Source organism: Geodermatophilus sp. SYSU D01036 (assembly GCF_054050435.1).
Map to the genome: position 1 here is coordinate 13576 of NZ_JBJGZJ010000012.1, position 22744 is coordinate 36319.

Genomic DNA, 22744 nt, shown 5'->3' on the forward strand with positions numbered 1-22744 from the left:
CACGCCACGGTCCCGGTGCCCGCAACCGTGGCAGACGTCACGGTGGCCGGCCGGGAGTCATCGTCTCCGGCCGGCCACCGCCGTCTGGTGCGCCCGGTCAGGACCGGGCCGTGGTGCTGTTACCGGATCAACGGCCGATCTTGCCGTCGTTGTCGCGGTCCAGGGCGTCCTTGGCCTTCTGCACGAGGCTGCGGTCGTCCCCGGTGGTGCCGGTGGTCGTCCCGGTCGTGGTGCCGGCGACGCCCGCCGTGCCGCCCTCGACCTCGATCTCCTCGCGGCGCACCTGGTCGGAGACCGTCTCCTGCTCGGTCACCGTCTGGGTGTCGAGGCGGACGCGCTCGACCGGCGTGGCCTCCTTGGACACCACGGGGCGCTCGGCGTGCAGGACGACCTCGTGCTCCTCCTCGGAGATGGCCGGCCCGTCCATCGCGTTGCCGATGTTGGCGTCGGTGATGGGCTCGCGCTCGACCCGGACCTCCTCGTGGGAGACGGGGACGGTCTGGCTCACGTTCTCCGTGACGACGTACTTCCGCAGCCGCGCCCGGCCGGCCTCGACGCGCTGGGTGCCCACGTTGAGGTGCTCCTCGGAGCGGGTCATGGCGTTGTCGGTCGTCGGGCCCGAGGTGTCGTGGCCGACGGCGCCGCGGACGTCGTCGCGGACGCCGTCACGGTCCCGGTCGGTCGCCATCCCGGCGGTGCCGGTGCCGGCCGTCGTCAGGTCCTGCTGGGACCGGTCCTGGTCCAGCGAGTAGGTGCCGGCGGTGCCGACGTCCGTGGTGGTCTGCGTGGTGGTCTGCGTGCCCGAGCCGAAGCCGAGGCCGTAGTACCGGTACAGCTCCTGCTCCTCCTGCGGGGACAGGTGCCCGTCGGTGTCGATCTTCGGGGCGTCCTTGACCTGGGCCTTGCTCACGCGTACGCGCAGGCCCTCGTTGGTCAGGTCGGCGTCCCGCAGCGGGACGAAGGACTCCTTGGTGCCGAACAGCCCGGTGCGCACCGTGGCCCACTCCGGCTGACCGGTCTCGTCGTCGAGGTAGACCTCCGAGGCCGAGCCGATCTTCTCGCCGGCCTCGTCGTAGACGTCCTGGCCGATCACGCGGCTGATGGTGTCGGTGCCGATCATCGTCGCTCTCGCTCCCATCTGAGCTGTGGTGTGACGGTCGGGTTAATGGGTGACCGGGCTCGGCGGAGCGAAACGACGGAGATCGAATGCGACGCTTCGGTGGCTGAGCGTGTACCGCGCCGGTCGAGCCGGGCCCGGCGGCCGGGATCGCGTTTCCGCAGGTCCGGGGGGCGTTCGCGTATCCCCCGCTGTCGTCGACTCATCGCGACGTACCGTCACGTTCCGCAATCGGCCGGTTCCCCGGGCGTGTCGCGGCCTCCCTCACACGCGGTCCCCTCGGCGCGTCTGCCGGGCTCGCACGCGGTCATCGGCTCTCCTGGGAGGGTGCCGCCCCGTTCCCCCTACGACAACCTGGTGCACCCCCGCACGGTCAAGAAGCCGCCGCCGCAGGTGGCCGCCGAACGCGATCTGGTCGTCGAGGACCCCAGCTCGGGGTTCGTCGGCGCGGTCGTGCGCTGCGAGAAGGACGTCGTCCACCTCGAGGACCGGTTCGGGAAGGTCCGCGCCTACCCCCTCGGCCCGGGCTTCTGGGTCGACGGCCGCCCGGTGGTGCTGGTGCGCCCGACGCCGAAGGGCCCGGTGACGCCGACCCGCAGCGCCTCGGGCTCGACCTACGTGGCCGGCGCGCGCGCCCGCGTCGCCCGCGAGGGCCGCATCTACGTCGAGGGCAAGCACGACGCCGAGCTGGTCGAGAAGGTGTGGGGCCACGACCTGCGCATCGAGGGCGTCGTCGTGGAGCCGCTGCACGGCGTCGACGACCTGCCCGGCATCGTCCGCGAGTTCCGCCCCGGGCAGGGCCGGCGGCTCGGGGTGCTGGTCGACCACCTGGTGCGCGGGTCGAAGGAGTCGCGGATCGCCGAGCAGGTGACCGGGCAGCACGCGCTCGTCGTCGGCCACCCGTTCATCGACATCTGGCAGGCGGTGAAGCCCTCCGTCGTCGGCATCCGCGCCTGGCCGGAGGTGCCGAGGGGCGAGGACTGGAAGACCGGTGTGTGCCGCCGCCTGGGCTGGGAGGACGACACCGGCTACGTGTGGGCGCAGCGCATCCTGGCCCGCGTGCGGACCTGGACCGACCTCGAGCCCGCGCTCATCGGCCGGGTCGAGGAGCTCATCGACTTCGTCACGACGGACTGAGGCCCGAGACGATCACGGCGCCGTGACCGGGCCGGAGGGTCCTCCGGTGGTCACGGCGCCGTGATCGCGGTCAGGCGGGGCGGTCAGCCCGGGATGTAGTCGAACGTGTCCGGGTCGGGGCCGGTGCGCTCGCCGCGGTCCAGACCGGTGATGGTGGCCATCTGGCCCTCGTCGAGCTCGAAGTCGAACAGCGCGAAGTTCTCCTCGACCCGCGCGCGGGTCACCGACTTCGGGAAGACGACGTCGCCGCGCTGCACGTGCCACCGCAGCACGACCTGGGCCGGCGTGCGGTCCAGCTTCTCCGCGATCGCGACGATCGCCGGGTCGTCGAGGACCTTGCCCTGCGCGATCGGCGACCAGGCCTCGGTGACGATCTCGTGCTCGGCGTCGAAGGCGCGCACCTCGTCGTTGGCGAGGTAGGGGTGCACCTCGATCTGGTTGACCGCCGGGCGCACCTCGGTCTCGGAGAACAGCCGGCGCAGGTGGTGCGGGTTGAAGTTGGAGACGCCGATCGCGCGGCACCGGCCGCCGGCGTAGATCTCCTCCATGGCCTTCCACGTCTCGACGTAGTCGACGTCGATCGTGGGCAGCGGCCAGTGGATGAGGAACAGGTCGAGGTGGTCCAGGCCGAGGTCGGCCATCGTCTGGTCGAAGGCCCTCAGCGCGTCGTCGCGGCGGTGGTAGCCGTTGTTGAGCTTGCTGGTGACGAAGACCTCCGACCGGTCGATGCCGGACTCGCGGACCGCCTGGCCGACCTCCTTCTCGTTGCCGTACATCTCGGCGGTGTCGATGTGGCGGTAGCCGACCTCGAGCGCGGTGCGGGTCGCCTCCACGGTCTGGTCCGGCGGGATCTGGAACACGCCGAAGCCCAGCTGCGGGATCTCGACGCCGTTGTTCAGGCGGATGGTGGGCACGGTGGCCACGGGCTCTCCCTCTCGGTCGCGGACGGTGGGCGGCGCGCCACTCCACGGCGCACCCGGCCCCCGAGGAGCCCGCCTACCCGCCGACCGCGTCCCCAACCCGTGACGCCCGCCCCTCCGTCGGCTCCGCCACGGCCGCCGGACGGCGCAGCAGCGGCGCGCCGAGCAGCGCGAGCCCGGCCGCGCCGGCCGCGGCCAGCGCGGGGACGGCGAACGCCGCCCGGGCGCCCCACGCGTCCACCGCCGCCCCCGCCAGCGCCGACCCGGCGGTGACGCCCAGCGTCAGGCCGGTGTTGGTCCAGGCCAGCGCCTCGGTGAGGGCCGCCCGCGGCACCCGCGACTCGGCCAGCGACGTCCCGGACACCAGCACCGGCGCGACGGCGAGCCCGGCGAGGAACCCGGCGCCGACCAGCAGCGGCAGCGAGGTCACCGCCCACAGCCCCTGCGCGGCCAACCCGAAGAAGACCGCCGTCGCGAGGAACCGGGTCGCCAGCGTGCCGCGCAGCCGCGCCACGCCGTAGGCGAGCCCGGCGACCAGGCTGCCGCCGGCGTAGAGCGCGAGCGCCAGCCCGGCCAGCGCGGGCGCGCCCTGCTCCTCGGCGAAGCCCACGACGACGACGTCCATCGCGCCGAACACGGTGCCCACGCCCAGGTAGGTCGCGCAGACCAGCAGGACCGCCGCGTTGAGCGCGGCCGGCCGGCGGTGCCCGCCGCCGCCGTGGGTGGGCACCGCGACCGGCTCGGTGGCCCGCTGCCGGGCCAGCCACAGCCCGCCGACGGTGCCCAGCACGATGCCGGTGGTGAAGCCGGCGGCGGGAGCGACCATCGTGCCGAGCACGGTCACCAGCGGCGGGCCGACGACGAAGACGACCTCGTCGACGACGGACTCGAAGGCGAACGCGGTCTGCCGCCGCTCGGCGTCCTCGAGCGCGGCCGCCCACCGGGCGCGGACCAGCGCGCCGATGTTGGGCAGGCTCGCCCCGGTCAGGCCGGCGAGGGCGAACCACGCCCAGCGCGGCCCGTCGGCGACGACGACGCCGACGAACGCCAGCCCGGTGACGAGGTAGGCGGCCATCGCCGCCTGCAGGACCCGCCCCTGGCCGCGGCGGTCCATGGCGCGGGCCCACTGCGGGCCGCCGACCGAGGCCGCGAGGGCGAGGGTGCCGGAGACGGCGCCGGCCAGGCCGTAGCTGCCGGACTCGCCCTCGACCAGCAGCACCGCGCCCAGGCCGAGCATCGGCAGGGGGAGCCGGGCGACCCACCCGGCGAGGGAGAACCAGACGGCTCCGGGGACGGCGAACAGGCGGCCGTAGGGGCCGAACAGCGTGCGGGGTGACACGGGCTCTTCTCGCGCTTCCTGGCCACAGGCGAGTGCGGGACTGCCCGCCGGACTCTCGGGTGGCGTCCCGACCGTAACAACGGGCACCGACGTCGTCGTCCCGGTTTCCGCCCGCTCGCCCACCGGCAACCCGGCTGCAACCTCGGCATCCGCACCAGCGGCCCGCGTCCGCCGATCGGCTCCGCGGATGCGGCGGCCGGCCGGGCCCCGTCGCGGGACGGGGGACGGGATCGGCGTTCCGGATTACATTCGCGGCGTGAGTGCCACCCCGCTGCCCGACCCCTGGACCCGTCCGGCCGACGGCGTCCCGGGCAGTGCCGTCCCGGGCGGTGCCGTCCCGGGCAGTGGCGGGCTGGTCGACCGGCACGGCCGGGTCGCCACCGACCTGCGGGTCTCGCTCACCGACCGCTGCAACCTGCGCTGCTCCTACTGCATGCCGCCCGAGGGCCTGCAGTGGCTGCCCAAGGTCGAGCAGCTCACCGACGACGAGGTCGTCCGGCTGGTCCGCATCGGCGTCGAGCAGCTGGGCATCCGCGAGGTCCGCTTCACCGGCGGTGAGCCGCTGCTGCGGCCGGGCCTGGTCGGCATCGTCGAGGCGACGACGGCGCTGCGCCCGCGGCCGGAGGTCAGCCTCACCACCAACGCCATCGGGCTGGCCCGCGTCGCCCCCGCGCTGGCCGCGGCGGGGCTGGACCGGATCAACGTCAGCCTCGACACCCTCGACCGCGAGCGGTTCAAGGCCCTCACCCACCGCGACCGGCTCGACGACGTCCTGGCCGGGCTGCAGGCCGCCCAGGACGCCGGGCTGACCCCGGTGAAGGTCAACGCGGTCCTGCTGCGCGGCATCAACGAGGCCGACGCCGTCCCGCTGCTCGACTTCTGCCTCGAGCGCGGCTACCAGCTGCGGTTCATCGAGCAGATGCCGCTCGACGCGCACCACGCCTGGACCCGCGGCGAGATGGTCACGGCGGAGGACGTCCTGGAGCGGCTCTCGGCCGCGCACGACCTCGCGCCCGACACCGAGGAGCGCGGCTCCGCGCCGGCCGAGCGGTGGCTGGTCGACGGCGGCCCGGCCACCGTCGGCGTCATCGCCTCGGTCACCCGCTCGTTCTGCGGCACCTGCGACCGCACCCGGCTCACCGCCGACGGCCAGGTCCGCAACTGCCTGTTCGCCCGCGAGGAGTCCGACCTGCGGACGGCGATGCGCGAGGGCGCCACCGACGCCGAGCTCGCCGACCGCTGGCGGATCGCCACCCTGGCCAAGCTGCCCGGCCACGGCATCGACGACCCGAGCTTCCTGCAGCCGTCCCGGCCCATGTCGGCCATCGGCGGCTGAGGCATGGGCACCGTCACCGTCCGCTACTTCGCCGGCGCCCGCGCCGCGGCCGGCGTGGACACCGAGACCTGCGAGGCCGGCACGCTGCAGGAGCTGGTCGGCCGGATCGTGGACGCCCACGGCGAGCGCCTCGAACGGGTGCTCACCGCCTGCTCGTTCCTGGTCGACGGAACGCAGACCCGCGACCGCGCGTTGGAGCTGTCGACCGGGGCGGTCGTGGACGTGCTGCCCCCCTTCGCCGGAGGATGACCGCCCCCTCGTGAGCCAGCCTCACCATACGAGCCCTCCCCTGCCCTCCCCCGCCACCGAGGTCCTCCCGTGATCGAGTGGCTGCTGGTCCTGGTCGGCGTCCTGCTGGTGCTCGCCTGCGCCGCCTTCGTGGCCTTCGAGTTCGCCCTGGTGACCGTCGACCGGGCCACCGTCGAGCGCGAGACCGAGGCCGGCGTCCGCGGGTCGGCCGGCGTCCTCGCCGCGCTGCGGACGCTGTCGACCCAGCTGTCCGGCGCCCAGCTCGGCATCACGGTCACCAACCTGGCCATCGGCTTCGTCGCCGAGCCCTCCATCGCCGCGCTGCTGCGCGGGCCGCTGGAGTCGGCCGGCCTGTCCGGCGCCGCGGCCCGGTCGGTGTCGATCACCCTCGCCCTGGTCCTGGCCACCGTGCTGACCATGGTGTTCGGCGAGCTGGTGCCCAAGAACGTGGCGATCAGCGAGCCGCTGCGCACGGCCCGCGCCGTCGCCGGCTTCCAGCGGGGCTTCACCAGGGCGACGTCGCTGGTCATCCGGTTCCTCAACGGCTGGGCCAACGCGATGCTGCGCCGGCTGTTCGGCGTCGAGCCGCAGGAGGAGCTGGCCTCGGCCCGCTCGCCGGAGGAGCTCACCTCGCTGGTCCGCCGCTCGGGCCGGCAGGGCACCCTGCCCGCCGAGACCGCGGTGATGCTCGAGCGCGGGCTGGCCTTCGGTGAGCTGCGCGCCAGCGACGCGGCCACCCCGCGCACCCGCATGACGACCGTCCCCGCCGACGCCCCCGTGGCCGAGGTGCTCACCGCCGCGCGCGACTCGGGGCACTCCCGGTTCCCGGTCGTCGACGACGGCGGCGTCGACGACGTCGTCGGGATGGTCCACGTGAAACACGCCCTCGCCGTCGCCCGCGACCGGCGGGCCGCCACCCCGGTCTCGGCGGTCATGCTGCCGCCGCTGTTCGTCCCCACCTCCCGGCGGCTGGACGACCTGCTCGGTGACCTGCGCCGCGGCGGGCTGCAGATGGCCGTCGTCGTCGACGAGTACGGCGGCACCGACGGCGTCGTGACCATCGAGGACCTCGTGGAGGAGATCGTCGGCAACCTGACCGACGAGCACGACCAGGAGACCGGCGACGACGTCGTCGACCGCGGCGACGGCACCTGGTCGGTGTCCGGGCTGCTGCGGCCGGACGAGGTCGCCGCGGCCACCGGGCTGGCCGTGCCGGCCGACCGGCACTGGGAGACCCTCGGCGGCCTGGTCCTGCACGTGCTCGGCCGGATCCCCGAGGTCGGCGACCGGATCGAGGCGCGGCCCACCCTGCCGCCGGAGCTCGCCGCCGAGGCCGAGGGGCTGCCGGCCGGCGTGTGGGTGCAGGTCGAGCGGGTCGACGGCACCCGCGTCGAGCGGGCCGTCGTCGGCGGCCTGCCGGCCACCACCGGCGACGACGAGGAGGACGACCGTGGGTGACTGGGTCGGCGTGCTGGTCGCCGTCGTGCTGCTGCTCGCCAACGCGTTCTTCGTCGGCGCGGAGTTCGCCCTGATCTCCGCGCGCCGCTCCTCCATCGAGCCGCTGGCCGAGGCCGGCTCCCGCCGCGCCCGCACCACGCTGGCCGCGATGGAGCGGGTGTCGCTGATGATGGCCGGCGCGCAGCTGGGCATCACCGTCTGCTCGCTGGGGCTGGGCGCCATCGGCGAGCCCGCGGTGGCGCACCTGCTCGAGCCGGTGTTCGAGGCGCTGTCGGTGCCCGAGGCGCTGGTGCACCCGATCTCGTTCGTCATCGCGCTGACCGTCGTCGTCGCGCTGCACGTGGTGATCGGCGAGATGGTGCCGAAGAACCTGGCGCTGGCCGGCCCGGACCGGGCCGCGCTGGTCCTCGCCCCGCTGCTGTCCGGCGTGGTCACGGTGCTCAAGCCGCTGATCGTGGCGCTCAACGCGCTGGCCAACGGGGTGCTGCGGCTGCTGCGCGTGCAGCCCAAGGACGAGGTGACCAGCGCCTTCACCCGCGACCAGGTGGCCGGCCTGATCGACGAGTCCCGCGCCGGCGGCCTGCTCGACGAGCGCGGCCACGAGCTGCTCACCGGCGCGCTGCAGCTGGAGGAGCGCGACACCCGCTCGGTGCTCATCCCGCGGGCCGCGCTGACCGTGGTCGCGCCGGGCGACGACATCGCCGCCGTCGAGCGGGCCGCGGCCACCACCGGCTTCTCCCGCTTCCCGGTGGCCGACGGCGAGCAGCTTCTCGGCTACGTGCACGTCAAGGACGTGCTGGTCGCCGACGGCGCGCCGGAGCCGCGGGTCCGGGACATCACCCGGCCGCTGCCCCGCGTGGCCGCCGAGGACGACCTGCGCCGCACCCTGGGCGTCATGCAGGCCGACCGCGCCCAGTTCGCCGCGGTCACCGAGGGCGGCCGCGTGGTCGGTGTCGTGGCGCTCGAGGACATCCTGGAGGAGCTCGTGGGCGAGATCCGGGATGCTGCACACCGGGACTCCGCACACCGGAACGCCGAGAGGACGGGAGCGCGATGAGCTTCATCGAGAAGGCGAAGGCGAAGGCCGAGGAGCTGCTCGGGCGGGCCGAGGAGGTCTACGGCGAGTCGCACGGCGACGCCGCCGCGCAGGTGGCCGGCGAGGCCCACCGGCTGGAGGGCGAGGTCGAGCTGGAGGAGGAGCGCGCCGAGGAGGCCGCGCACGGGCACGGTCACGGGCACGCCCGCCCGACCGACGAGGACGGGCAGGCGCCGGTCCGCTAGCCCCCCAGGCGGAGGGCGACGAGGGCGACGTCGTCCTCGGGCCGGCCGTGCACGAGCCGCTCGATCACCTCGTCGCACAGCTCGTCGAGCGGCCGACCCGCCAGCTCGGTGACGGCCCCGGTCAGCCGGGCCAGCCCGGCGTCGAGGTCGAGGCCGCGCCGCTCGACCAGCCCGTCGGTGAACAGCAGCACCGTGGAGCCGGGCTCGAGGACCACGGCGCTCTCGGCGCGGACGCCGGCCGGGTCGACGCCGAGCAGCAGGTCGCCGGGGGGCGCGGGCAGCTCGACCGGCCGGCCCGCCGGGTCGAGGACCAGCGGTGGCAGGTGGCCGGCACTGGACCAGCACATCCGGGTGCGCCCGGCCGCGCCCTCCCCTGGTACCCGCTCGAAGCGGGCGACGGCCGCCGTGGCGTAGGTGTCCACGCCGAGGGTCGCCATCGCCTCGTCCAGCCCGCGCAGCACCTCGGCCGGGCCGGCGTCGCTGTAGGCGGCGATGCCGCGCAGCAGCGAGCGCAGCTGGCCCATCGCCGCCGCGGCGGCGGTGTCGTGCCCGACGACGTCGCCGATGACCAGCGTCGTCGCCCCGCCGGGCTGGGGGAAGGCGTCGTACCAGTCGCCGCCGACCCGCGCCGCCTCCGCCGCCGGGGTGTACCGCACCTCGACCGCGCCGAGCCCGGAGCCGCGGGGGTCGGTGAGCAGGCTCCGCTGCAGCGCCTCGGCGAGCTGGTGCTGGTGGGCGAACAGCCGGACGTTGTCCAGCGCCAGGCCCACCCGGCCGGCGACCTCGCGGGCGGTGAGCGGGTCCACCCGGGCGGCGCTGCGGCTCCCGGCGGCGAGGAAGGTCAGCGCGCCGATCACCCGCTCCCGGCCGGGCAGCGGGACGGCGAGCACCGCGGGCGCGCCCAGCTCGCGGTAGAGCCGGGCGGCCTCCGCGTCCTCGATCGCGGCGAGCACCGCGGCGCCGTCGGCGGCCACCGTCTCCCCCGCCAGCGCGCGGACCACCGGGGCGGCGGCCGGCATCCCGGGCAGCCGGACGGCGGCGTAGCGGGCCAGCAGCTCGCGGCGGGCCGGGTCGCCGTGCCAGGAGCTCAGGTCGCGCGGGCGGCCGTCGTCGTCGAGGACGGTGAGCAGGCAGGCCTCGCCGAGCTCGGGCACCACCAGCCGCGGGATCCGGCGGACCGCCTCGGCCAGCTCGAGCGTGCCGGTGAGCTCGGAGCCGACCCGGGCCAGCAGGGCCAGCCGGTCCTGCGCGCTCCGGCGGGCGGTGACCTCGGAGAAGTACAGGGCCAGGCCCGTCGGCAGCGGGACGGCGCGCACCTCGAACCAGCAGTCGAGCGGCTCGGGGTGGTAGGCCTCGATGCTCTGCGGGGTGCCGGTGGCCATCACCTCGCGGTAGACCCGGCCGAACGCGTCGTCCCGGCCGGCGGGGAACGACGTCCAGAAGCAGGTGCCGACGAGCTGCTCCCACGTCCGGCCGACCACGGCCTCGCCGGTGACGTTGACGTAGGCGACCCGCCAGTCGGCGTCGACGGCGATGTAGCCCAGGGGCATCGCCTCGAGGACGGGGTCGCGCTCCGGCGCGGGCACGGGAACCTCGCTGTCGTCCGGCCGCTGTGCGCGGGCACACCGGGGGGAGACCCACCCCACCCTTGGAGTGGGCACCGTTGTGCCACGCGCGCCCCGGCCGGTCAAGGAACCCGGCCGCACCGACACCCGGACGAGACCTGCCTCAGGGGCAGGCCACCCACTCCTCGTCGCCGTCGGTGAACACCTGGCGCTTCCAGATGGGCAGCCGCTTCTTCACCTCGTCGACGAGCTCGGCGCAGGCGGTGAAGGCCTCCCCGCGGTGGGCCGAGCTGACTGCGCAGGCCAGCGCGACGTCGCCGACGCCCAGCAGCCCGACCCGGTGGGAGACCGCGACCGCGCGGATCCCCGGGCGGGCGGCGAACTCCTCGGCCAGCTCGGTGATCACCGCCGCGGCGGTGGGGTGGCCGACGTACTCCAGCTCGGTCACCGACCGGCCGCCGTCGGTGTCCCGGACGACGCCGGAGAAGGAGACGACGGCGCCGGCACCCGCGTCGGCCACGGCCTGCTCGTGCTCGGCGACCGACAGCGGTTCGTCGACGACCCGGGCGATCACGGCGCCGAAGCTACCCCGCCCGGCGGCACGTCGAGGTCCACCGGGTCCGCGAGGCCCGTGCAGTCGACCTCGGTGACCGGGTGCGCGGCCAGGTAGCGGCGGGCGCCCTCGTCCCCGGTCGCCGTCGCGGCCACCCCGGCCCAGTGGTCGCGTCCGAGCAGCACCGGGTGGCCGCGGACCCCGTCGTAGGTGGCGACCGCCAGCGCGTCCGGGGCGGCGTGCCCGGCCACGGTGCGCAGCGCCTCCGGCGTCATCCCGGGCATGTCGACCAGCGTGACCAGCGCGGCGTCGACCCGTCCGGGCCACCCGCGCAGCCCGTCCAGGCCGGTGCGCAGGCTCGAGGCCATGCCGGTCTCCCAGTCGCGGTTGGCGAGGACGGTCGCGCCGCTGAGGTCGGCGGTCCGCCACACGTCGACCGCGCGGGCGCCCAGGACGACGAGCACCGGGTCGCACACCGCGCGCGCCGTCCGCACCGCCCGCTCGACCAGCAGGCTGCCGTCGTACTCGACCAGCGCCTTGGGCATGCCGTAGCGCCGCCCCCCGCCCGCGGCGAGGACCAGCCCGGCGACCGTCGTCATGACCCCAGCCTCCCCCGCGCGTGGTGCGGTCCGTCCACGGGGCGGGGCGATGAGTCCCGGCGTCGGGCACGGTCTCCCCCAGTGCGCCCCCGACGGGCGCTCCGACCGGACGAGAGGGAACGGGATGACCGCGGACACGGACGTGCAAGGGCTCCAGGGCTGGACGGCGGCCACGTACGACGGCCTCGCCGGGCTGCTGGCCGCCGACGCGGACGGCAGCTGGGACGCCCCGTCGCTGTGCGCCGGGTGGCGGGTCCGGCACGTGGTGGCGCACGTGACCATGCCGGCGCGGCTGTCGGCCGAGCAGTTCGGCGCCGAGATGGCGGCGGCGGGCGGCGACTTCACCGTGCTCTCCGACACCGTGGCGGCCCGCGACGCCTCGCTGCCGGCCGGGGAGCTCCTGGACGCCCTGCGGTCGCCGGTGCTGCACGCGTGGCAGCCGCCGGGCGGCGGCGCGGCCGGCGCCCTCGTCCACGCCGTCGTCCACTCCCTGGACGTGACCGTCGCCCTCGGCCGGCCGCCGGTCGCGCCGGCCGGGGCCGTCGCCGCCGTCCTCGACTCGCTCACCGCCGCGGACGGCGCGGTCTTCGGGATCGACCTGACCGGCGTCCGCCTCGAGGCCACCGACACGGCGTGGAGCCGGGGGGACGGCGCGGTCGTCCGCGCGGACACCGGCGCGCTGGTCGCGCTGCTGAGCGGACGCCGGCTCCCCGACGGCCGGGCGCTGCCCCGCCGCTGACCCGGCCGCCGGCGTCCTGGGGCCGCCCTCCCGGACCGACAGAAATGGCCATCTCTGCCGTCTCAGCGGGCGTAGACGGCGACCTCGGAGGCCTTGACCACCGCCCACACCGGCGAGCCCGGCGCCAGCCCGAGCTCGGCGAAGGCGGTCGCGGTGACGTCGGCGACCAGCGGCACCTCGCCGTCGAGCTCGCAGCGGACCGTGGCGCCGTGCGGCGTCGCCCCGGCCACCCGCGCGGGCCAGACGTTGCGCGGGCTGCCCTCGGGCCGGACCGGGTACAGCGCCACCGACTCCGGGCGGACGGCGACGAACACCGGACCCGCGGTCTCCTCGGCCACCGCCACCACGCCGCCGCCGTCGAGCCGCACCGCCGTCCCCTCCCCCGTGCCCGGCAGCAGGGACAGCCCGACCAGCCGCGCGACGTAGTCGGTGCGGGGGTGCCGGCTGACGTCGGCCGGCGTCCCGGCCTGCACCACCCGGCCGTCCTCCACCACGACGACCCGGTCGGCCAGCGCCATGGCGTCCACCGGGTCGTGCGTGACCAGCACGGTGCTGCCGCCGTAGTCGGCCAGGTGCCGGCGCAGCTCCGCGCGGACGGCGAGCCGGGTGCGGGCGTCCAGCGCCGACAGCGGCTCGTCGAGCAGCAGCAGCGCCGGGTCGCCGACCAGCGCGCGGGCCAGGGCCGCCCGCTGCGCCTGCCCGCCGGACAGCTGCGCCGGTCGCCGGTCGCCGAGGCCGGCCAGGCCCACCCGCTCGGTCCACGCGGCCGCGGCGCGGCGCGCCTGCGCCTTCGACGCCCCGCGGGTGCGCGGCCCGAACGCCACGTTGTCCAGCACGGACAGGTGCGGGAAGAGCAGGTGGTCCTGGAACACCATCCCGAGCGGGCGCCGGTGCGCGGGCAGCTGCACGCCGGCGTCGACGTCGTCCCACACGGTCCCGTCGACGACGACCCGCCCGCCGTCGGGCGGCAGCAGGCCGGCCAGCACCCGCAGGAGCGTGGACTTGCCCGCGCCGTTGGGCCCGAGGACGGCGAGCACCTCGCCGTCGGGCACGTCGAGGGCGACGTCGACGGTCACCGGGCCGCGGCGGACGCGGACCCGCGCCTCCAGGGTCACGGGGCCACCCCCGTGCGCCCCAGCCAGCGGTCGCGCAGGAGCAGCAGGGTGGCCACCGAGACGGCCAGCAGCACCAGCGACAGCACGATCGCCGCGTCCGGGTCGCGCTGCAGGGCGAGGTAGACCGCGAGCGGCATCGTCTGCGTCGTCCCGGGGAAGTTGCCGGCGAAGGTGATCGTGGCGCCGAACTCGCCCAGCGCCCGCGCCCAGCACAGCACCGCGCCGGCGGCGACGCCCGGCGCCACCAGCGGCAGGGTGACCCGGCGGAAGGTGGTCCAGCGGTCGGCGCCGAGGGTGGCCGCGGCGTCCTCGAACCGGGCGTCCGCGGCCCGCAGCGCCCCCTCGACGCTGACCACGAGGAACGGCATCGCCACGAACGTCTCGGCGATCACCACCGCCGCGGTGGTGAACGGGATCGTGATCCCGAACGCCTCGTCGAGCCAGCGCCCGACGATCCCCTGGCGGCCCAGCACGAGGAACAGCGCGACGCCGCCGACCACCGGCGGGAGCACCAGCGGCACGGTCACCAGGGCGCGCAGCACCGCCCGCCCGCGGGCGCGGGAGCGGGCCAGCACCCAGGCCAGCGGCACGCCGAGGACGACGGAGACCAGCGTGGCCAGCGTCGCGGACACCAGCGACAGCCGCAGCGCCTGCCCGACGCCCGGCTCGGCGAGCAGCGCGGGCACCTGCGGCCAGGGCGCGCGGACGAGCAGCCCGGCCAGGGGCAGGACGAGGAAGGCGACGGCGAGGGCGGCGGGGACCAGCAGGGGCGCCGGCGTGCGGGCCCGCCTCACGGCGCCCGGAAGCCCGCGTCCGCCAGCGCGCGCTGCCCCTCCCCGGACAGGACCAGGTCGACGAAGGCCCGCGCCGCCTCCGGGTTGGGGGCGCCCGTGAGCGTGCACAGCGGGTAGTCGTTGACCGCGTCCTCGGCCTCTGGGACGGAGACGCCCTCGACGGCGTCCCCGGCGGCGGCCACGTCGGTGGCGTACACCAGCGCGGCGTCGACCTCGCCGAGCTCCACCTTGGTCAGCGCGGCGCGGACGTCCTCCTCCTGGGTGTCCGGGCGCGGCGTCACGCCCGCGGCGGCGAAGACGTCCGCCGCGGCCGCGCCGCAGGGCACCTCCGGCGCGCAGACGGCGATCGTGAGGTCCTCGCGGGCGAAGTCGTCGAGGCCCGTGACCCCGGCCGGGTTCCCCGCGGGCACGGCGACCTGCAGGACGTTGGCGGTGAACACGGTCGGGTCGCCGTCGGCGAGGCCGGCGTCGGTCACCACCGACATCTGGGCGCCGTTGGCCGAGGCGAAGACGTCGGCCGGGGCGCCCTGGGTCAGCTGGGTGGCCAGCGCCGAGCTGCCGGCGAAGTTGAACTGCACGGCCAGCCCGGCGTTCTCCTCCTCCAGCCGCTGCCCGAGGTCGGTGAAGACGTCGGTCAGCGAGGCGGCGGCGAAGACGGTGAGCGTGCCGGTGGGGCCGCCGTCGTCCCCGGCCGGGCTGGCGCCGGCCCCTCCCCCGCACCCGGCGGCGCCGAGCGCCACCGCGGCCAGCACCGCACCGACCCGTCCCCGCATGCGCGGGACAGTAGCCCCTCCCGGTCCGCAGGTGCGGGACTCCTACGGGACGTCGACGCTCACCTGCGTCGCCTTGACCGTGGCGACGGCGCGGACGCCGACCTCGAGGCCCAGCTCGTCGGCCGCCTCGCGGGACATGAGCGAGACCAGTCGGAACGGCCCGGCCTGGATCTCCACCTGCGCCATGACCGTGTCGCGCAGGACCCGGGTGACGATGCCGGCGAGCCGGTTGCGCGCCGAGGACCCGCGGGTGGTGCCGGGCTCGGGCGCCTCGTGCAGCTCGGTGGCCAGGCGGGCGAGGTCGGCGCCGCCGACGTGCGCCGGGCCGCCGCCCTCGCGCGACGCCGGCAGCCGGCCGCTGTCGATCCACCGGCGCACCGTGTCGTCGCTGACCCCGAGCAGCGCCGCGGCCTCGGCGATCCGGTAGCTCGCGCTCACGCCGGGGACCCTACGTGCGCGCACGCCGCGCCCACGTGGGGACGCCGACACCCCGCCTCCGTTTGCCGATCACGGCGCCCGGGCAGCGGCAGCCGGTGTCACGCACCCCCAGCGACAACCCCGCCGGCGGCTCGGCCGCGGTCCGCACCCGCCGTCTGCGCGAGGTCTCCCGCGACGTCCTCGGCTTCGAGGAGTTCCGCCCCGGCCAGGAACGGGCCATGCAGGCCGTGCTGTCCGGGCGGGACACGCTGGCGGTGCTCCCGTCCGGCGCCGGGAAGAGCGCGGTCTACCAGGTCGCCGGGCAGCTGCTCGACGGCCCGGTCGTGATCGTCTCGCCGCTGATCGCCCTGCAGCGCGACCAGGTGGAGCGGCTGGAGGAGCTCGGCGACGACGCCGGCCGCGCCGCGCAGCTCAACTCCAGTCTGTCCGCCGGCGACCAGCGCGCCGCGCTCGAGGGCCTGGCCGACGGGACGGTCCGCTTCCTCCTCCTCGCCCCCGAGCAGCTGACCAAGCCCGAGGTGGTCGACGCGATCCGCGAGGCCGGGGTGGCGCTGTTCGTCGTCGACGAGGCGCACTGCGTGTCGGCCTGGGGCCACGACTTCCGGCCGGACTACCTGCGCCTGGGGCAGGTGGTCGAGCAGCTGGACCACCCGACGGTCCTCGCCCTGACCGCCACCGCGGCCCCGCCGGTGCGCGCCGAGATCGTCGAGCGGCTGGCGATGCGCGACCCCGAGGTCGTCGTCGCCGGGTTCGACCGGCCGGAGATCCGGCTCGAGGTCGACCACCACGCCGACGCCACCGCCAAGCGCACCGCCGTCGTCGACCGCACGGTCGCCGAGGTCGAGGCCGGCCGCGGGCCCGGCATCGTCTACAGCGCCACCCGCAAGGGCACCCTCGAGGTGGCAGAGGCGCTCACCGAGCGCGGGCTGCGGGCGCGGCCGTACCACGCGGGCCTGAGGAAGAGCGAGCGCGAGGACACCCAGCGCGCGTGGATGGAGGACGAGCTCGACGTCGTCGTCGCCACCACGGCGTTCGGGATGGGCATCGACAAGCCCGGCACCCGCTTCGTCGTCCACGCCGAGCCCGCCGACTCGATCGACAGCTACTACCAGGAGATCGGCCGGGCCGGCCGCGACGGCGACCCCGCGCTCGCGGTGCTGGTCTACCGGCAGGAGGACCTCGGCCTGCGCCGCTTCTTCGCCGCCGGCGCCCCCGCCGAGGAGGAGCTCCAGCAGGTCGCCGGGCTGGTCGCCGCCGCGCCCGCCGCCGGCGTCGAGGACGGCGTCGACGTGCGGAAGCTGCGCGAGGAGACCGGCCGCGGCGCCACCCCGCTGGCCCGCGACCTCAACCTGCTCGAGCAGGTGTCGGCGGTCGTCCTCGACGAGGAGGGCGCCGCGCACCCCGCCGAGGGCGCGCCGCCCCCCGGCGAGGCGGCCGCCGCCGCGCGCGAGCTCGCCGAGCACCACGAGCGGGTCGACCAGAGCCGCGTCGAGATGATGCGCGGCTACGCCGAGACCACCGGGTGCCGACGCCAGTACCTGCTCGGCTACTTCGGCGAGCAGCTCGAGGAGCCCTGCGGCAACTGCGACAACTGCTCGGCCGGCACCTCCCAGGAGCAGCCGGCCGGCGGCGACGCCGACACCCCGTTCCCCCCCGAGACCCCCGTGACGCACACCGAGTGGGGTCCCGGTGTGGTGATGCGGGTGGAGGACGACCGCGTCGTCGTCCTGTTCGAGGAGGTCGGCTACAAGACCCTGGCGCTCAAGGCCGTCGAGGAGAACGACCTCCTGCAGGTCCGCGGCGCCTGAGCGCCCGGCCTCGGGCATGCTGTGCCCTTCGTCACACCTGACCCGGAAGAGGTGGCCCGTGGCCTCGACAGACCGGTCGCCGCTCGGCGACGAGGCGTTCGACCAGCTGCTCGCGCACGCCCGCCTGGACCTCAGCACCGAGCGGCGGGCCGCAGCGGGCCCCGCCGTGACCATGGTCCACGGGCTGTACGACAGCCTCGACCAGGTCCCGGTCGGCGAGACGCCGCCGGCCTCGGCCTTCGACGCGCGGTGGGAGTGAGGTCGTGGAGCCCTCCGAGCTCAGCATCGCCGAGGCCGCCCGCCGGATCGAGCAGCGCACGCTGTCCCCGGTCGAGCTCGTGCAGTCCGTGCTCGACCGCATCGAGGCGGTCGAGGACCGGCTGAACGCCTTCGTCGTCGTCACCGCCGAGCAGGCGCTGGAGGCGGCACGGCAGGCAGAGCGGGAGATCGCCGGCGGCGACCACCGCGGGCCCTTGCACGGCATCCCGGTGGGGATCAAGGACCTCTACGACGTCGCGGGCCTGCCGACGACCTCCAGTTCCGCGGTCCGGTCCGAGCACGTCGCGACGGAGGACTCCGCCGTCGTCGCGCGGCTCCGTGACGCGGGCGCCGTCGTGGTGGGGAAGACGCACACCCACGAGTTCGCCTACGGCGTGTTGACGCCGACGACCCGCAACCCCTGGGACACCGGTCGCGTGCCGGGTGGCTCCAGCGGCGGGTCCGGCGCCGCCGTGGCCGCCGGGGAGTGCCTGGTGGGGATGGGTACGGACACCGGCGGCTCGATCCGCATCCCGGCGTCGGTGTGCGGCACCGTCGGCCTCAAGCCGACCTACGGCCGGGTGCCCCGCCACGGCATCACGTCCCTGTGCTGGTCGCTCGACCACGCCGGACCGCTCACCCGCACGGTGCGCGACGCGGCCCTGACGCTGCAGGCGATCGCCGGCTTCGACGCCCGCGATCCGGGCTCCGCCCGGGAGCCGGTCCCCGACTACACGGCGGACCTGGACGCCGGGGTCGGCGGCCTGACGCTCGGCGTCCCGGCCAACTACTTCTTCGACGACGTCGACCCGGAGGTGGAGGCGGCCGTCCGGGAGGCCATCGGCGTCCTCGAGGCCCGGGGTGCCCGGCTTCGGGAGGTGGAGATCCCCTACGCCGACCAGATGATGGCCGTCGAGTTCGGGGTCCTCGTGCCCGAGGCGAGCGCCTACCACCAGGAGATGCTGCGGGAGTCCGGGGACCTCTACACCGACGACGTCCGGGTCTTCCTCGAGGCCGGCGAGACGGTGCTCGCCACGCAGTACATCAAGGCGCTGCGCGTCCGCACGCTGGTGCAGCAGGCGTTCCGCCGCGCCTTCGAGGGCATCGACGCGCTCGTGTGCCCGACCCTGCCCGCCGCCGCGGCGGAGGTGGGGCAGCGGACGTTCACCTTCCCCGGCGGGAGGGAGAAGGCGGTGATCGACGCCTGGGTCGGCCACTCGGCGCCGGGCAACGTCACCGGCCTGCCGGCACTGTCGGTGCCGTGCGGGTTCACCTCGTCCGGGCTCCCGATCGGGCTGCAGCTCATCGGCCGGCCCTTCGACGAGGCGGGCGTGCTGCGCGTGGGCCAGACCTACGAGTCGGCGACGGACTGGGGCAGCCGCCGCCCGCCCCTCTAGCCGGGCGGGGACCCGGGGGCCGTCACCGCATCGGGGGCTCGCCCTGCGGGACCGCGGGGACGAGTCGATGATCAAGGCCAGTGCAGCGGGTGCGTCGCCCGGTGCGGGAGGAGAGCGCACGTGAAGGTCCTCGGCATCAACGCCATCTACCACGACCCGGCGGCGGCGCTCGTCGTCGACGGGAAGGTCGTGGCCGCGGCCGAGGAGGAACGCTTCAGCCGGCGCAAGCACGGCAAGCGCCCCCTGCCGTGGAGCGCCTGGGAGCTGCCCGAGCTGTCCGCCGCGTGGTGCCTGGAGCACGCCGGCATCCGCCCCGAGGAGCTCGACGCCGTCGCCTACTCCTTCGACCCGGCGCTCATGGGCACGCCGGAGGACTCGGGCCTGTTCGACGACGGCGACACCATGCGCAAGCGGTACGCCGAGATGGCGCCGGACTTCCTCGCGCACGCCCTCCCCGGCCTGGACCCCGCCAAGGTCCGCTTCGTCAAGCACCACGTCGCGCACGCGGCCTCCGCCGGCAAGGCCGCGCCGCAGCGCGACAACGCCGTCCTGGTGCTCGACGGCCGCGGCGAGGCGCACAGCCACCTCGCCGGCCGCTACGTCGACGGGCAGCTGGAGATCCTCGCCGGGCAGGCGCTGCCGCACTCGCTGGGCCTGATGTACGAGGAGCTCACCGACCACCTCGGCTTCCTGCGCAGCTCCGACGAGTTCAAGGTCATGGCGATGGCCTCCTACGGCAAGCCGCGCTTCCTCGGCGAGCTGTCCGAGCTCATCCGCGCCACCGGCGACGGCGGCTTCGTCACCGAGCGGATCGACTTCTCCGAGTTCGCGCCGCGCCTGGGCAAGGACGAGCAGTGGACCGAGGACCACGCCGACCTCGCCGCCAGCGTGCAGACGCGGCTGGAGGAGGTGCTGGTCGACCTCGCCCGCTGGGTTCACGAGCAGACCGGCGAGAAGACCCTGACGATGGCCGGCGGCACCGCGCTCAACTGCGTCGCCAACACCCGCATCCTCGCCGAGAGCCCGTTCGAGCGGGTCTGGGTGCAGCCGGCCGCCGGCGACGCCGGCACCGCCCTCGGCGCCGCCCTGCACGTCGCCGCCAAGCTGGGCGAGCGCACCGAGCCGATGCCGGGTGCGGCGCTGGGCCGCGGCTGGAGCGACGACGAGATCGAGCGCTGGCTGCAGACCGCCGCCATCGACTACGAGCGTCCCGACGACGTCGCCGAGGCCGTCGCCGAGGTGCTCGCCGACAACGGGATCGTGGCCTGGTTCCAGGGCCGCAGCGAGTACGGTCCGCGGGCGCTGGGCCACCGCTCCCTGCTCGCCCACCCCGGATACGAGGCCAACCTCGAGCGGATGAACGACGTCAAGGGGCGCGAGCAGTTCCGCCCCGTGGCGCCGATGGTGCTGTTGGAGAAGGCGCCGGAGATCTTCAGCCGCGGGCCGATCCCCTCGCCGTACATGCTGTTCGTGCACGACGTCGCCCCGGAGTGGAAGGACCGCATCCCCACGGTCACCCACGTCGACGGCACCGCGCGCATCCAGACGATCGACCCGGGGACCGAGCCGCTGGTGCACCGGATGATCTCGGCGTTCGAGCGGCGCACCGGGCTGCCGGTGGTGGTGAACACCAGCCTCAACACCGCCGGGCGCCCGATGGTCGACGACCCCCGCGACGCCCTGGAGTGCTTCGGCTCGGCCCCGGTCGACCTGCTGGCCATCGGCCCGTTCGTCGTCCGCCGGCCGAGGCGGACGCCGCGCCCCTGACCGCTCCCTCCCGCAGGGCCCCGCGCCGCCGGCGCGGGGCCCTGCGCGTTCCCCGCCCCCTCCACCGGGTGACCGGCGAACCGGATCGGCCGCGGCGTCCGAAGACCGGGTGCACCGCCCGCCGCGACGGTGACGATCCGGCAACGGCCCTCGCCCGGACGAGGGAGTGCCGTTACCGGCCGTCACCCCGGGGTAGGCGACACCCAGTGCCCGCCGGCAGGCGGCGACCCACCCACAGACGGAGGAACCAATGGCCACCACGGGGAACACCGGCGCCCGGCCGGCGATGGCCTGGCCCCAGACGCTCGCGCTCGCCTTCGGCGTCGTCTACCTGCTCGTCGGCATCGTCGGCTTCTTCATCACCGGCTTCGACGGCTTCGCCAGCAGCGGGCAGGACGAGATGCTCCTGTTCTTCATGATCAACCCGCTGCACAACGTCGTGCACGTCGTGATCGGCCTGGCCGGCATCCTGCTGTCGCGCACGCTGGCCGGCGCCCGCACCTACGGCTGGCTGCTCGCCGTCGGCTACGGCGCGGCCTTCGTCTACGGCCTGCTCGCGATCGGCGAGGACTGGGACTTCCTCAACATCAACGCCGCGGACAACGTCCTGCACGTCGCCACCGCCGTCGTCGGCCTGGTGATCGCCCTCGGCCCGGTCACCTCGGCCGTCCGCGCCTCGCGCGCCTGATCCGCGGCCCCCGGACGGGGGCCCACCGGGGGCCGGGCCCCGCCACGCGGCGGGGACCCGGCCCCCGCCGTCTCCGGGACCCGGACGGCGCGCGACCCCGGTGCGACGCCGGTCACGCGGCGGGCTACCTTCCGGGGCATGGACTTCGCCCTCTCCGCCCGAGCCGAGGACGTCTGCGGCCGGATGTGGGACTTCATGCGTGAGCAGGTCTTCCCCGCCGAGCCCGTGTACGAGGCGTGGCGCGCCGAGCGCGGCCACGACAACCACGAGCACCCGCCGGTGCTCGAGGAGCTGAAGAAGGAGGCCCGCGCCCGCGGCCTCTGGAACCTCTTCCACCACGAGCTCGGGGGGCTGACCAACCTCGAGTACGCGTCGGTCGCCGAGATCATGGGCTGGTCGCCCACGATCGCCCCCGAGGCCACCAACTGCGGCGCCCCGGACACCGGCAACATGGAGACGCTGATGATGTTCGGGACGCCCGAACAGAAGCAGCGCTGGCTCGAGCCGCTGCTCGAGGGCGAGATCCGCTCGGCGTTCGCGATGACCGAGCCCGACGTCGCCTCTTCCGACGCCCGCAACATCCAGACGTCGATCGTCCGCGACGGCGACGAGTACGTGATCAACGGCCGCAAGTGGTGGACCAGCGGCGCCGCCGACGAGCGCTGCCAGATCTTCATCCTCATGGGCAAGACCGACCCCGACGGCGCCCCGCACCGGCAGCAGTCGATGGTCCTGGTGCCGCGCGACACGCCGGGCCTGGAGATCATCCGGCACCTGCCGGTGTTCGGGTACCAGGACCAGCACGGCCACTCCGAGATGCGGCTGACCGACGTCCGGGTGCCGGTGGGCAACATCCTCGCCGGCGAGGGCGACGGCTTCATGATCGCCCAGGCGCGGCTGGGCCCCGGCCGCATCCACCACTGCATGCGCGCCCTCGGCATGGCCGAGCGGGCGCTGGCGCTCATGGTCGACCGCGCGCAGAAGCGGGTCGCCTTCGGCCGGCCGCTGGCCGAGCAGGGCACGATCCGCGAGACCATCGCCCGCTCGCGCATGGAGATCGACCAGGCCCGGCTGCTCGTGCTGCGCACCGCCGACCTCATCGACAAGTACGGCGCCAAGGGCGCCCGGACCGAGATCGCCGCCATCAAGGTGATCGCGCCGAACGTCGCCTGCGACGTCATCGACCGGGCCATCCAGGTGCACGGCGGCGCCGGCGTCAGCAACGACACCGTGCTCGCCCGCTTCTACGCCTCGGCCCGCACGCTGCGCATCGCCGACGGCCCGGACGCGGTGCACCTGCGCTCGGTGGCCAAGGAGGAGCTCGCCCGCGAGCGTCCGTACGTGGGCTGAGGACAGCGGAACGCCGAACGGGCCGGCACCCCTGCGGGGTGCCGGCCCGTCGCACGTCCTGGG

At 75.4% G+C, this 22744-nt stretch carries 23 protein-coding genes and 1 pseudogene; 13 read left to right on the plus strand and 11 right to left on the minus strand.

Translation table 11 applies throughout. From position 1 onward, the window contains the following. Positions 1-127 precede the first annotated feature (127 nt). Positions 128-1120, minus strand: coding sequence for a PRC and DUF2382 domain-containing protein (locus ACI8AR_RS13485; protein WP_457051481.1), 993 nt, complete (start codon positions 1118-1120; stop codon positions 128-130). Positions 1121-1444: 324 nt separating this feature from the next. On the opposite strand from ACI8AR_RS13485, the gene ACI8AR_RS13490 reads away from it, so the two are divergent. Continuing rightward, a complete protein-coding gene (locus ACI8AR_RS13490; RefSeq protein ID WP_456937550.1) occupies positions 1445-2254 on the plus strand; it encodes a DUF3097 domain-containing protein in 810 nt (269 codons plus the stop codon). Positions 2255-2337: 83 nt separating this feature from the next. Here ACI8AR_RS13490 and ACI8AR_RS13495 read toward each other — a convergent pair whose 3' ends face one another. After that, positions 2338-3177 (minus strand): aldo/keto reductase, encoded by an 840-nt coding sequence (locus ACI8AR_RS13495; RefSeq protein ID WP_457051482.1) that lies wholly within the window; start codon positions 3175-3177, stop codon positions 2338-2340. A 73-nt stretch (positions 3178-3250) separates the two neighbouring features. Continuing rightward, complete coding sequence (locus ACI8AR_RS13500) at positions 3251-4513, minus strand: MFS transporter (RefSeq protein ID WP_457051483.1); 1263 nt, start codon at positions 4511-4513, stop codon at positions 3251-3253. Between the two features lie 256 nt (positions 4514-4769). On the opposite strand from ACI8AR_RS13500, the gene moaA reads away from it, so the two are divergent. From moaA to ACI8AR_RS13525, 5 genes are all read left to right on the plus strand, one after another. Beyond that, positions 4770-5849, plus strand: a complete 1080-nt coding sequence (gene moaA / locus ACI8AR_RS13505) for a GTP 3',8-cyclase MoaA (RefSeq protein WP_457051484.1) — start codon at positions 4770-4772, stop codon at positions 5847-5849. A 3-nt stretch (positions 5850-5852) separates the two neighbouring features. Next, complete coding sequence (locus ACI8AR_RS13510) at positions 5853-6098, plus strand: MoaD/ThiS family protein (RefSeq protein ID WP_456937546.1); 246 nt, start codon at positions 5853-5855, stop codon at positions 6096-6098. Between the two features lie 69 nt (positions 6099-6167). Further along, the gene (locus ACI8AR_RS13515) at positions 6168-7556 is read left to right on the plus strand and encodes a hemolysin family protein (RefSeq protein ID WP_457051485.1); all 1389 of its coding nucleotides are present in this window, start codon (positions 6168-6170) and stop codon (positions 7554-7556) included. Beyond that, entirely contained in the window at positions 7549-8613 is a 1065-nt protein-coding gene (locus tag ACI8AR_RS13520) for a hemolysin family protein (protein ID WP_457051486.1), read from the plus strand. Before ACI8AR_RS13515 ends, ACI8AR_RS13520 begins: the two co-directional genes overlap by 8 nt. Then, entirely contained in the window at positions 8610-8837 is a 228-nt protein-coding gene (locus ACI8AR_RS13525) for a hypothetical protein (RefSeq protein ID WP_457051487.1), read from the plus strand. The genes ACI8AR_RS13520 and ACI8AR_RS13525 overlap by 4 nt, the downstream gene beginning before the upstream one ends. On the opposite strand, the gene ACI8AR_RS13530 is transcribed toward ACI8AR_RS13525, so the two are convergent. From ACI8AR_RS13530 to ACI8AR_RS13540, 3 genes are all read right to left on the minus strand, one after another. Beyond that, on the minus strand, positions 8834-10423 hold the full coding sequence (locus tag ACI8AR_RS13530) for a SpoIIE family protein phosphatase (protein WP_457051488.1): 1590 nt from the start codon (positions 10421-10423) through the stop codon (positions 8834-8836). The two genes, ACI8AR_RS13525 and ACI8AR_RS13530, sit on opposite strands and share 4 nt — an antisense overlap. Before the next feature lie 142 nt (positions 10424-10565). Further along, positions 10566-10976 (minus strand): molybdenum cofactor biosynthesis protein MoaE, encoded by a 411-nt coding sequence (locus tag ACI8AR_RS13535; protein ID WP_457051489.1) that lies wholly within the window; start codon positions 10974-10976, stop codon positions 10566-10568. Further along, the gene (locus tag ACI8AR_RS13540) at positions 10973-11554 is read right to left on the minus strand and encodes a nucleotidyltransferase family protein (RefSeq protein WP_457051490.1); all 582 of its coding nucleotides are present in this window, start codon (positions 11552-11554) and stop codon (positions 10973-10975) included. The genes ACI8AR_RS13535 and ACI8AR_RS13540 overlap by 4 nt, the downstream gene beginning before the upstream one ends. A gap of 124 nt (positions 11555-11678) precedes the next feature. Here ACI8AR_RS13540 and ACI8AR_RS13545 point away from each other — a divergent pair, with 124 nt between their 5' ends. Then, complete coding sequence (locus ACI8AR_RS13545) at positions 11679-12293, plus strand: maleylpyruvate isomerase family mycothiol-dependent enzyme (protein ID WP_457051491.1); 615 nt, start codon at positions 11679-11681, stop codon at positions 12291-12293. A gap of 62 nt (positions 12294-12355) precedes the next feature. On the opposite strand, the gene ACI8AR_RS13550 is transcribed toward ACI8AR_RS13545, so the two are convergent. The 5 genes and pseudogenes from ACI8AR_RS13550 to ACI8AR_RS13570 form a co-directional block, all read right to left on the minus strand. After that, positions 12356-12811, minus strand: coding sequence for a TOBE domain-containing protein (locus ACI8AR_RS13550; RefSeq protein ID WP_456930123.1), 456 nt, complete (start codon positions 12809-12811; stop codon positions 12356-12358). A gap of 120 nt (positions 12812-12931) precedes the next feature. Then, positions 12932-13450 (minus strand): annotated as a pseudogene (locus ACI8AR_RS13555) (ATP-binding cassette domain-containing protein); the annotation flags it as partial. Next, positions 13405-14202, minus strand: coding sequence for a molybdate ABC transporter permease subunit (gene modB, locus ACI8AR_RS13560; RefSeq protein ID WP_456937538.1), 798 nt, complete (start codon positions 14200-14202; stop codon positions 13405-13407). The gene modB and the pseudogene ACI8AR_RS13555, both read right to left, overlap by 46 nt. Continuing rightward, positions 14199-14975: a molybdate ABC transporter substrate-binding protein gene (modA, locus tag ACI8AR_RS13565; protein WP_457051492.1), complete on the minus strand. Its 777-nt coding sequence runs from the start codon at positions 14973-14975 to the stop codon at positions 14199-14201. The genes modB and modA overlap by 4 nt, the downstream gene beginning before the upstream one ends. A 42-nt stretch (positions 14976-15017) precedes the next feature. After that, complete coding sequence (locus ACI8AR_RS13570; RefSeq protein WP_456937536.1) at positions 15018-15413, minus strand: TOBE domain-containing protein; 396 nt, start codon at positions 15411-15413, stop codon at positions 15018-15020. A gap of 95 nt (positions 15414-15508) precedes the next feature. On the opposite strand from ACI8AR_RS13570, the gene ACI8AR_RS13575 reads away from it, so the two are divergent. The 6 genes from ACI8AR_RS13575 (at position 15509) to ACI8AR_RS13600 (ending at position 22681) form a co-directional block, all read left to right on the plus strand. Continuing rightward, a complete protein-coding gene (locus tag ACI8AR_RS13575) occupies positions 15509-17221 on the plus strand; it encodes a RecQ family ATP-dependent DNA helicase (RefSeq protein ID WP_457051493.1) in 1713 nt (570 codons plus the stop codon). A 58-nt stretch (positions 17222-17279) separates the two neighbouring features. Continuing rightward, positions 17280-17480 carry a hypothetical protein gene (locus tag ACI8AR_RS13580; RefSeq protein ID WP_457051494.1) on the plus strand — a complete coding sequence of 67 codons (201 nt, stop codon included), beginning with the start codon at positions 17280-17282 and terminating at the stop codon, positions 17478-17480. Between the two features lie 4 nt (positions 17481-17484). Continuing rightward, on the plus strand, positions 17485-18876 hold the full coding sequence (locus ACI8AR_RS13585) for an amidase (RefSeq protein WP_457051495.1): 1392 nt from the start codon (positions 17485-17487) through the stop codon (positions 18874-18876). Between the two features lie 120 nt (positions 18877-18996). After that, positions 18997-20643, plus strand: a complete 1647-nt coding sequence (locus ACI8AR_RS13590) for a carbamoyltransferase family protein (RefSeq protein ID WP_457051496.1) — start codon at positions 18997-18999, stop codon at positions 20641-20643. A 250-nt stretch (positions 20644-20893) separates the two neighbouring features. Next, positions 20894-21331 (plus strand): DUF4383 domain-containing protein, encoded by a 438-nt coding sequence (locus tag ACI8AR_RS13595; RefSeq protein ID WP_457051497.1) that lies wholly within the window; start codon positions 20894-20896, stop codon positions 21329-21331. Between the two features lie 138 nt (positions 21332-21469). Further along, complete coding sequence (locus tag ACI8AR_RS13600) at positions 21470-22681, plus strand: acyl-CoA dehydrogenase family protein (protein ID WP_457051498.1); 1212 nt, start codon at positions 21470-21472, stop codon at positions 22679-22681. Positions 22682-22744 lie beyond the last annotated feature (63 nt).

Bases quoted from the DNA above. Each gene is read 5' to 3' on its own strand.
- ACI8AR_RS13485 (WP_457051481.1), bottom strand. From the start codon at position 1,120: ATGATCGGCACCGACACCATCAGCCGCGTGATCGGCCAGGACGTCTAC.
- ACI8AR_RS13510 (WP_456937546.1), top strand. From the start codon at position 5,853: ATGGGCACCGTCACCGTCCGCTACTTCGCCGGCGCCCGCGCCGCGGCC.
- ACI8AR_RS13525 (WP_457051487.1), top strand. From the start codon at position 8,610: ATGAGCTTCATCGAGAAGGCGAAGGCGAAGGCCGAGGAGCTGCTCGGG.
- ACI8AR_RS13540 (WP_457051490.1), bottom strand. From the start codon at position 11,554: ATGACGACGGTCGCCGGGCTGGTCCTCGCCGCGGGCGGGGGGCGGCGC.
- ACI8AR_RS13545 (WP_457051491.1), top strand. From the start codon at position 11,679: ATGACCGCGGACACGGACGTGCAAGGGCTCCAGGGCTGGACGGCGGCC.
- ACI8AR_RS13550 (WP_456930123.1), bottom strand. From the start codon at position 12,811: ATGGCGCTGGCCGACCGGGTCGTCGTGGTGGAGGACGGCCGGGTGGTG.
- modA (WP_457051492.1), bottom strand. From the start codon at position 14,975: ATGCGGGGACGGGTCGGTGCGGTGCTGGCCGCGGTGGCGCTCGGCGCC.
- ACI8AR_RS13595 (WP_457051497.1), top strand. From the start codon at position 20,894: ATGGCCACCACGGGGAACACCGGCGCCCGGCCGGCGATGGCCTGGCCC.
- ACI8AR_RS13600 (WP_457051498.1), top strand. From the start codon at position 21,470: ATGGACTTCGCCCTCTCCGCCCGAGCCGAGGACGTCTGCGGCCGGATG.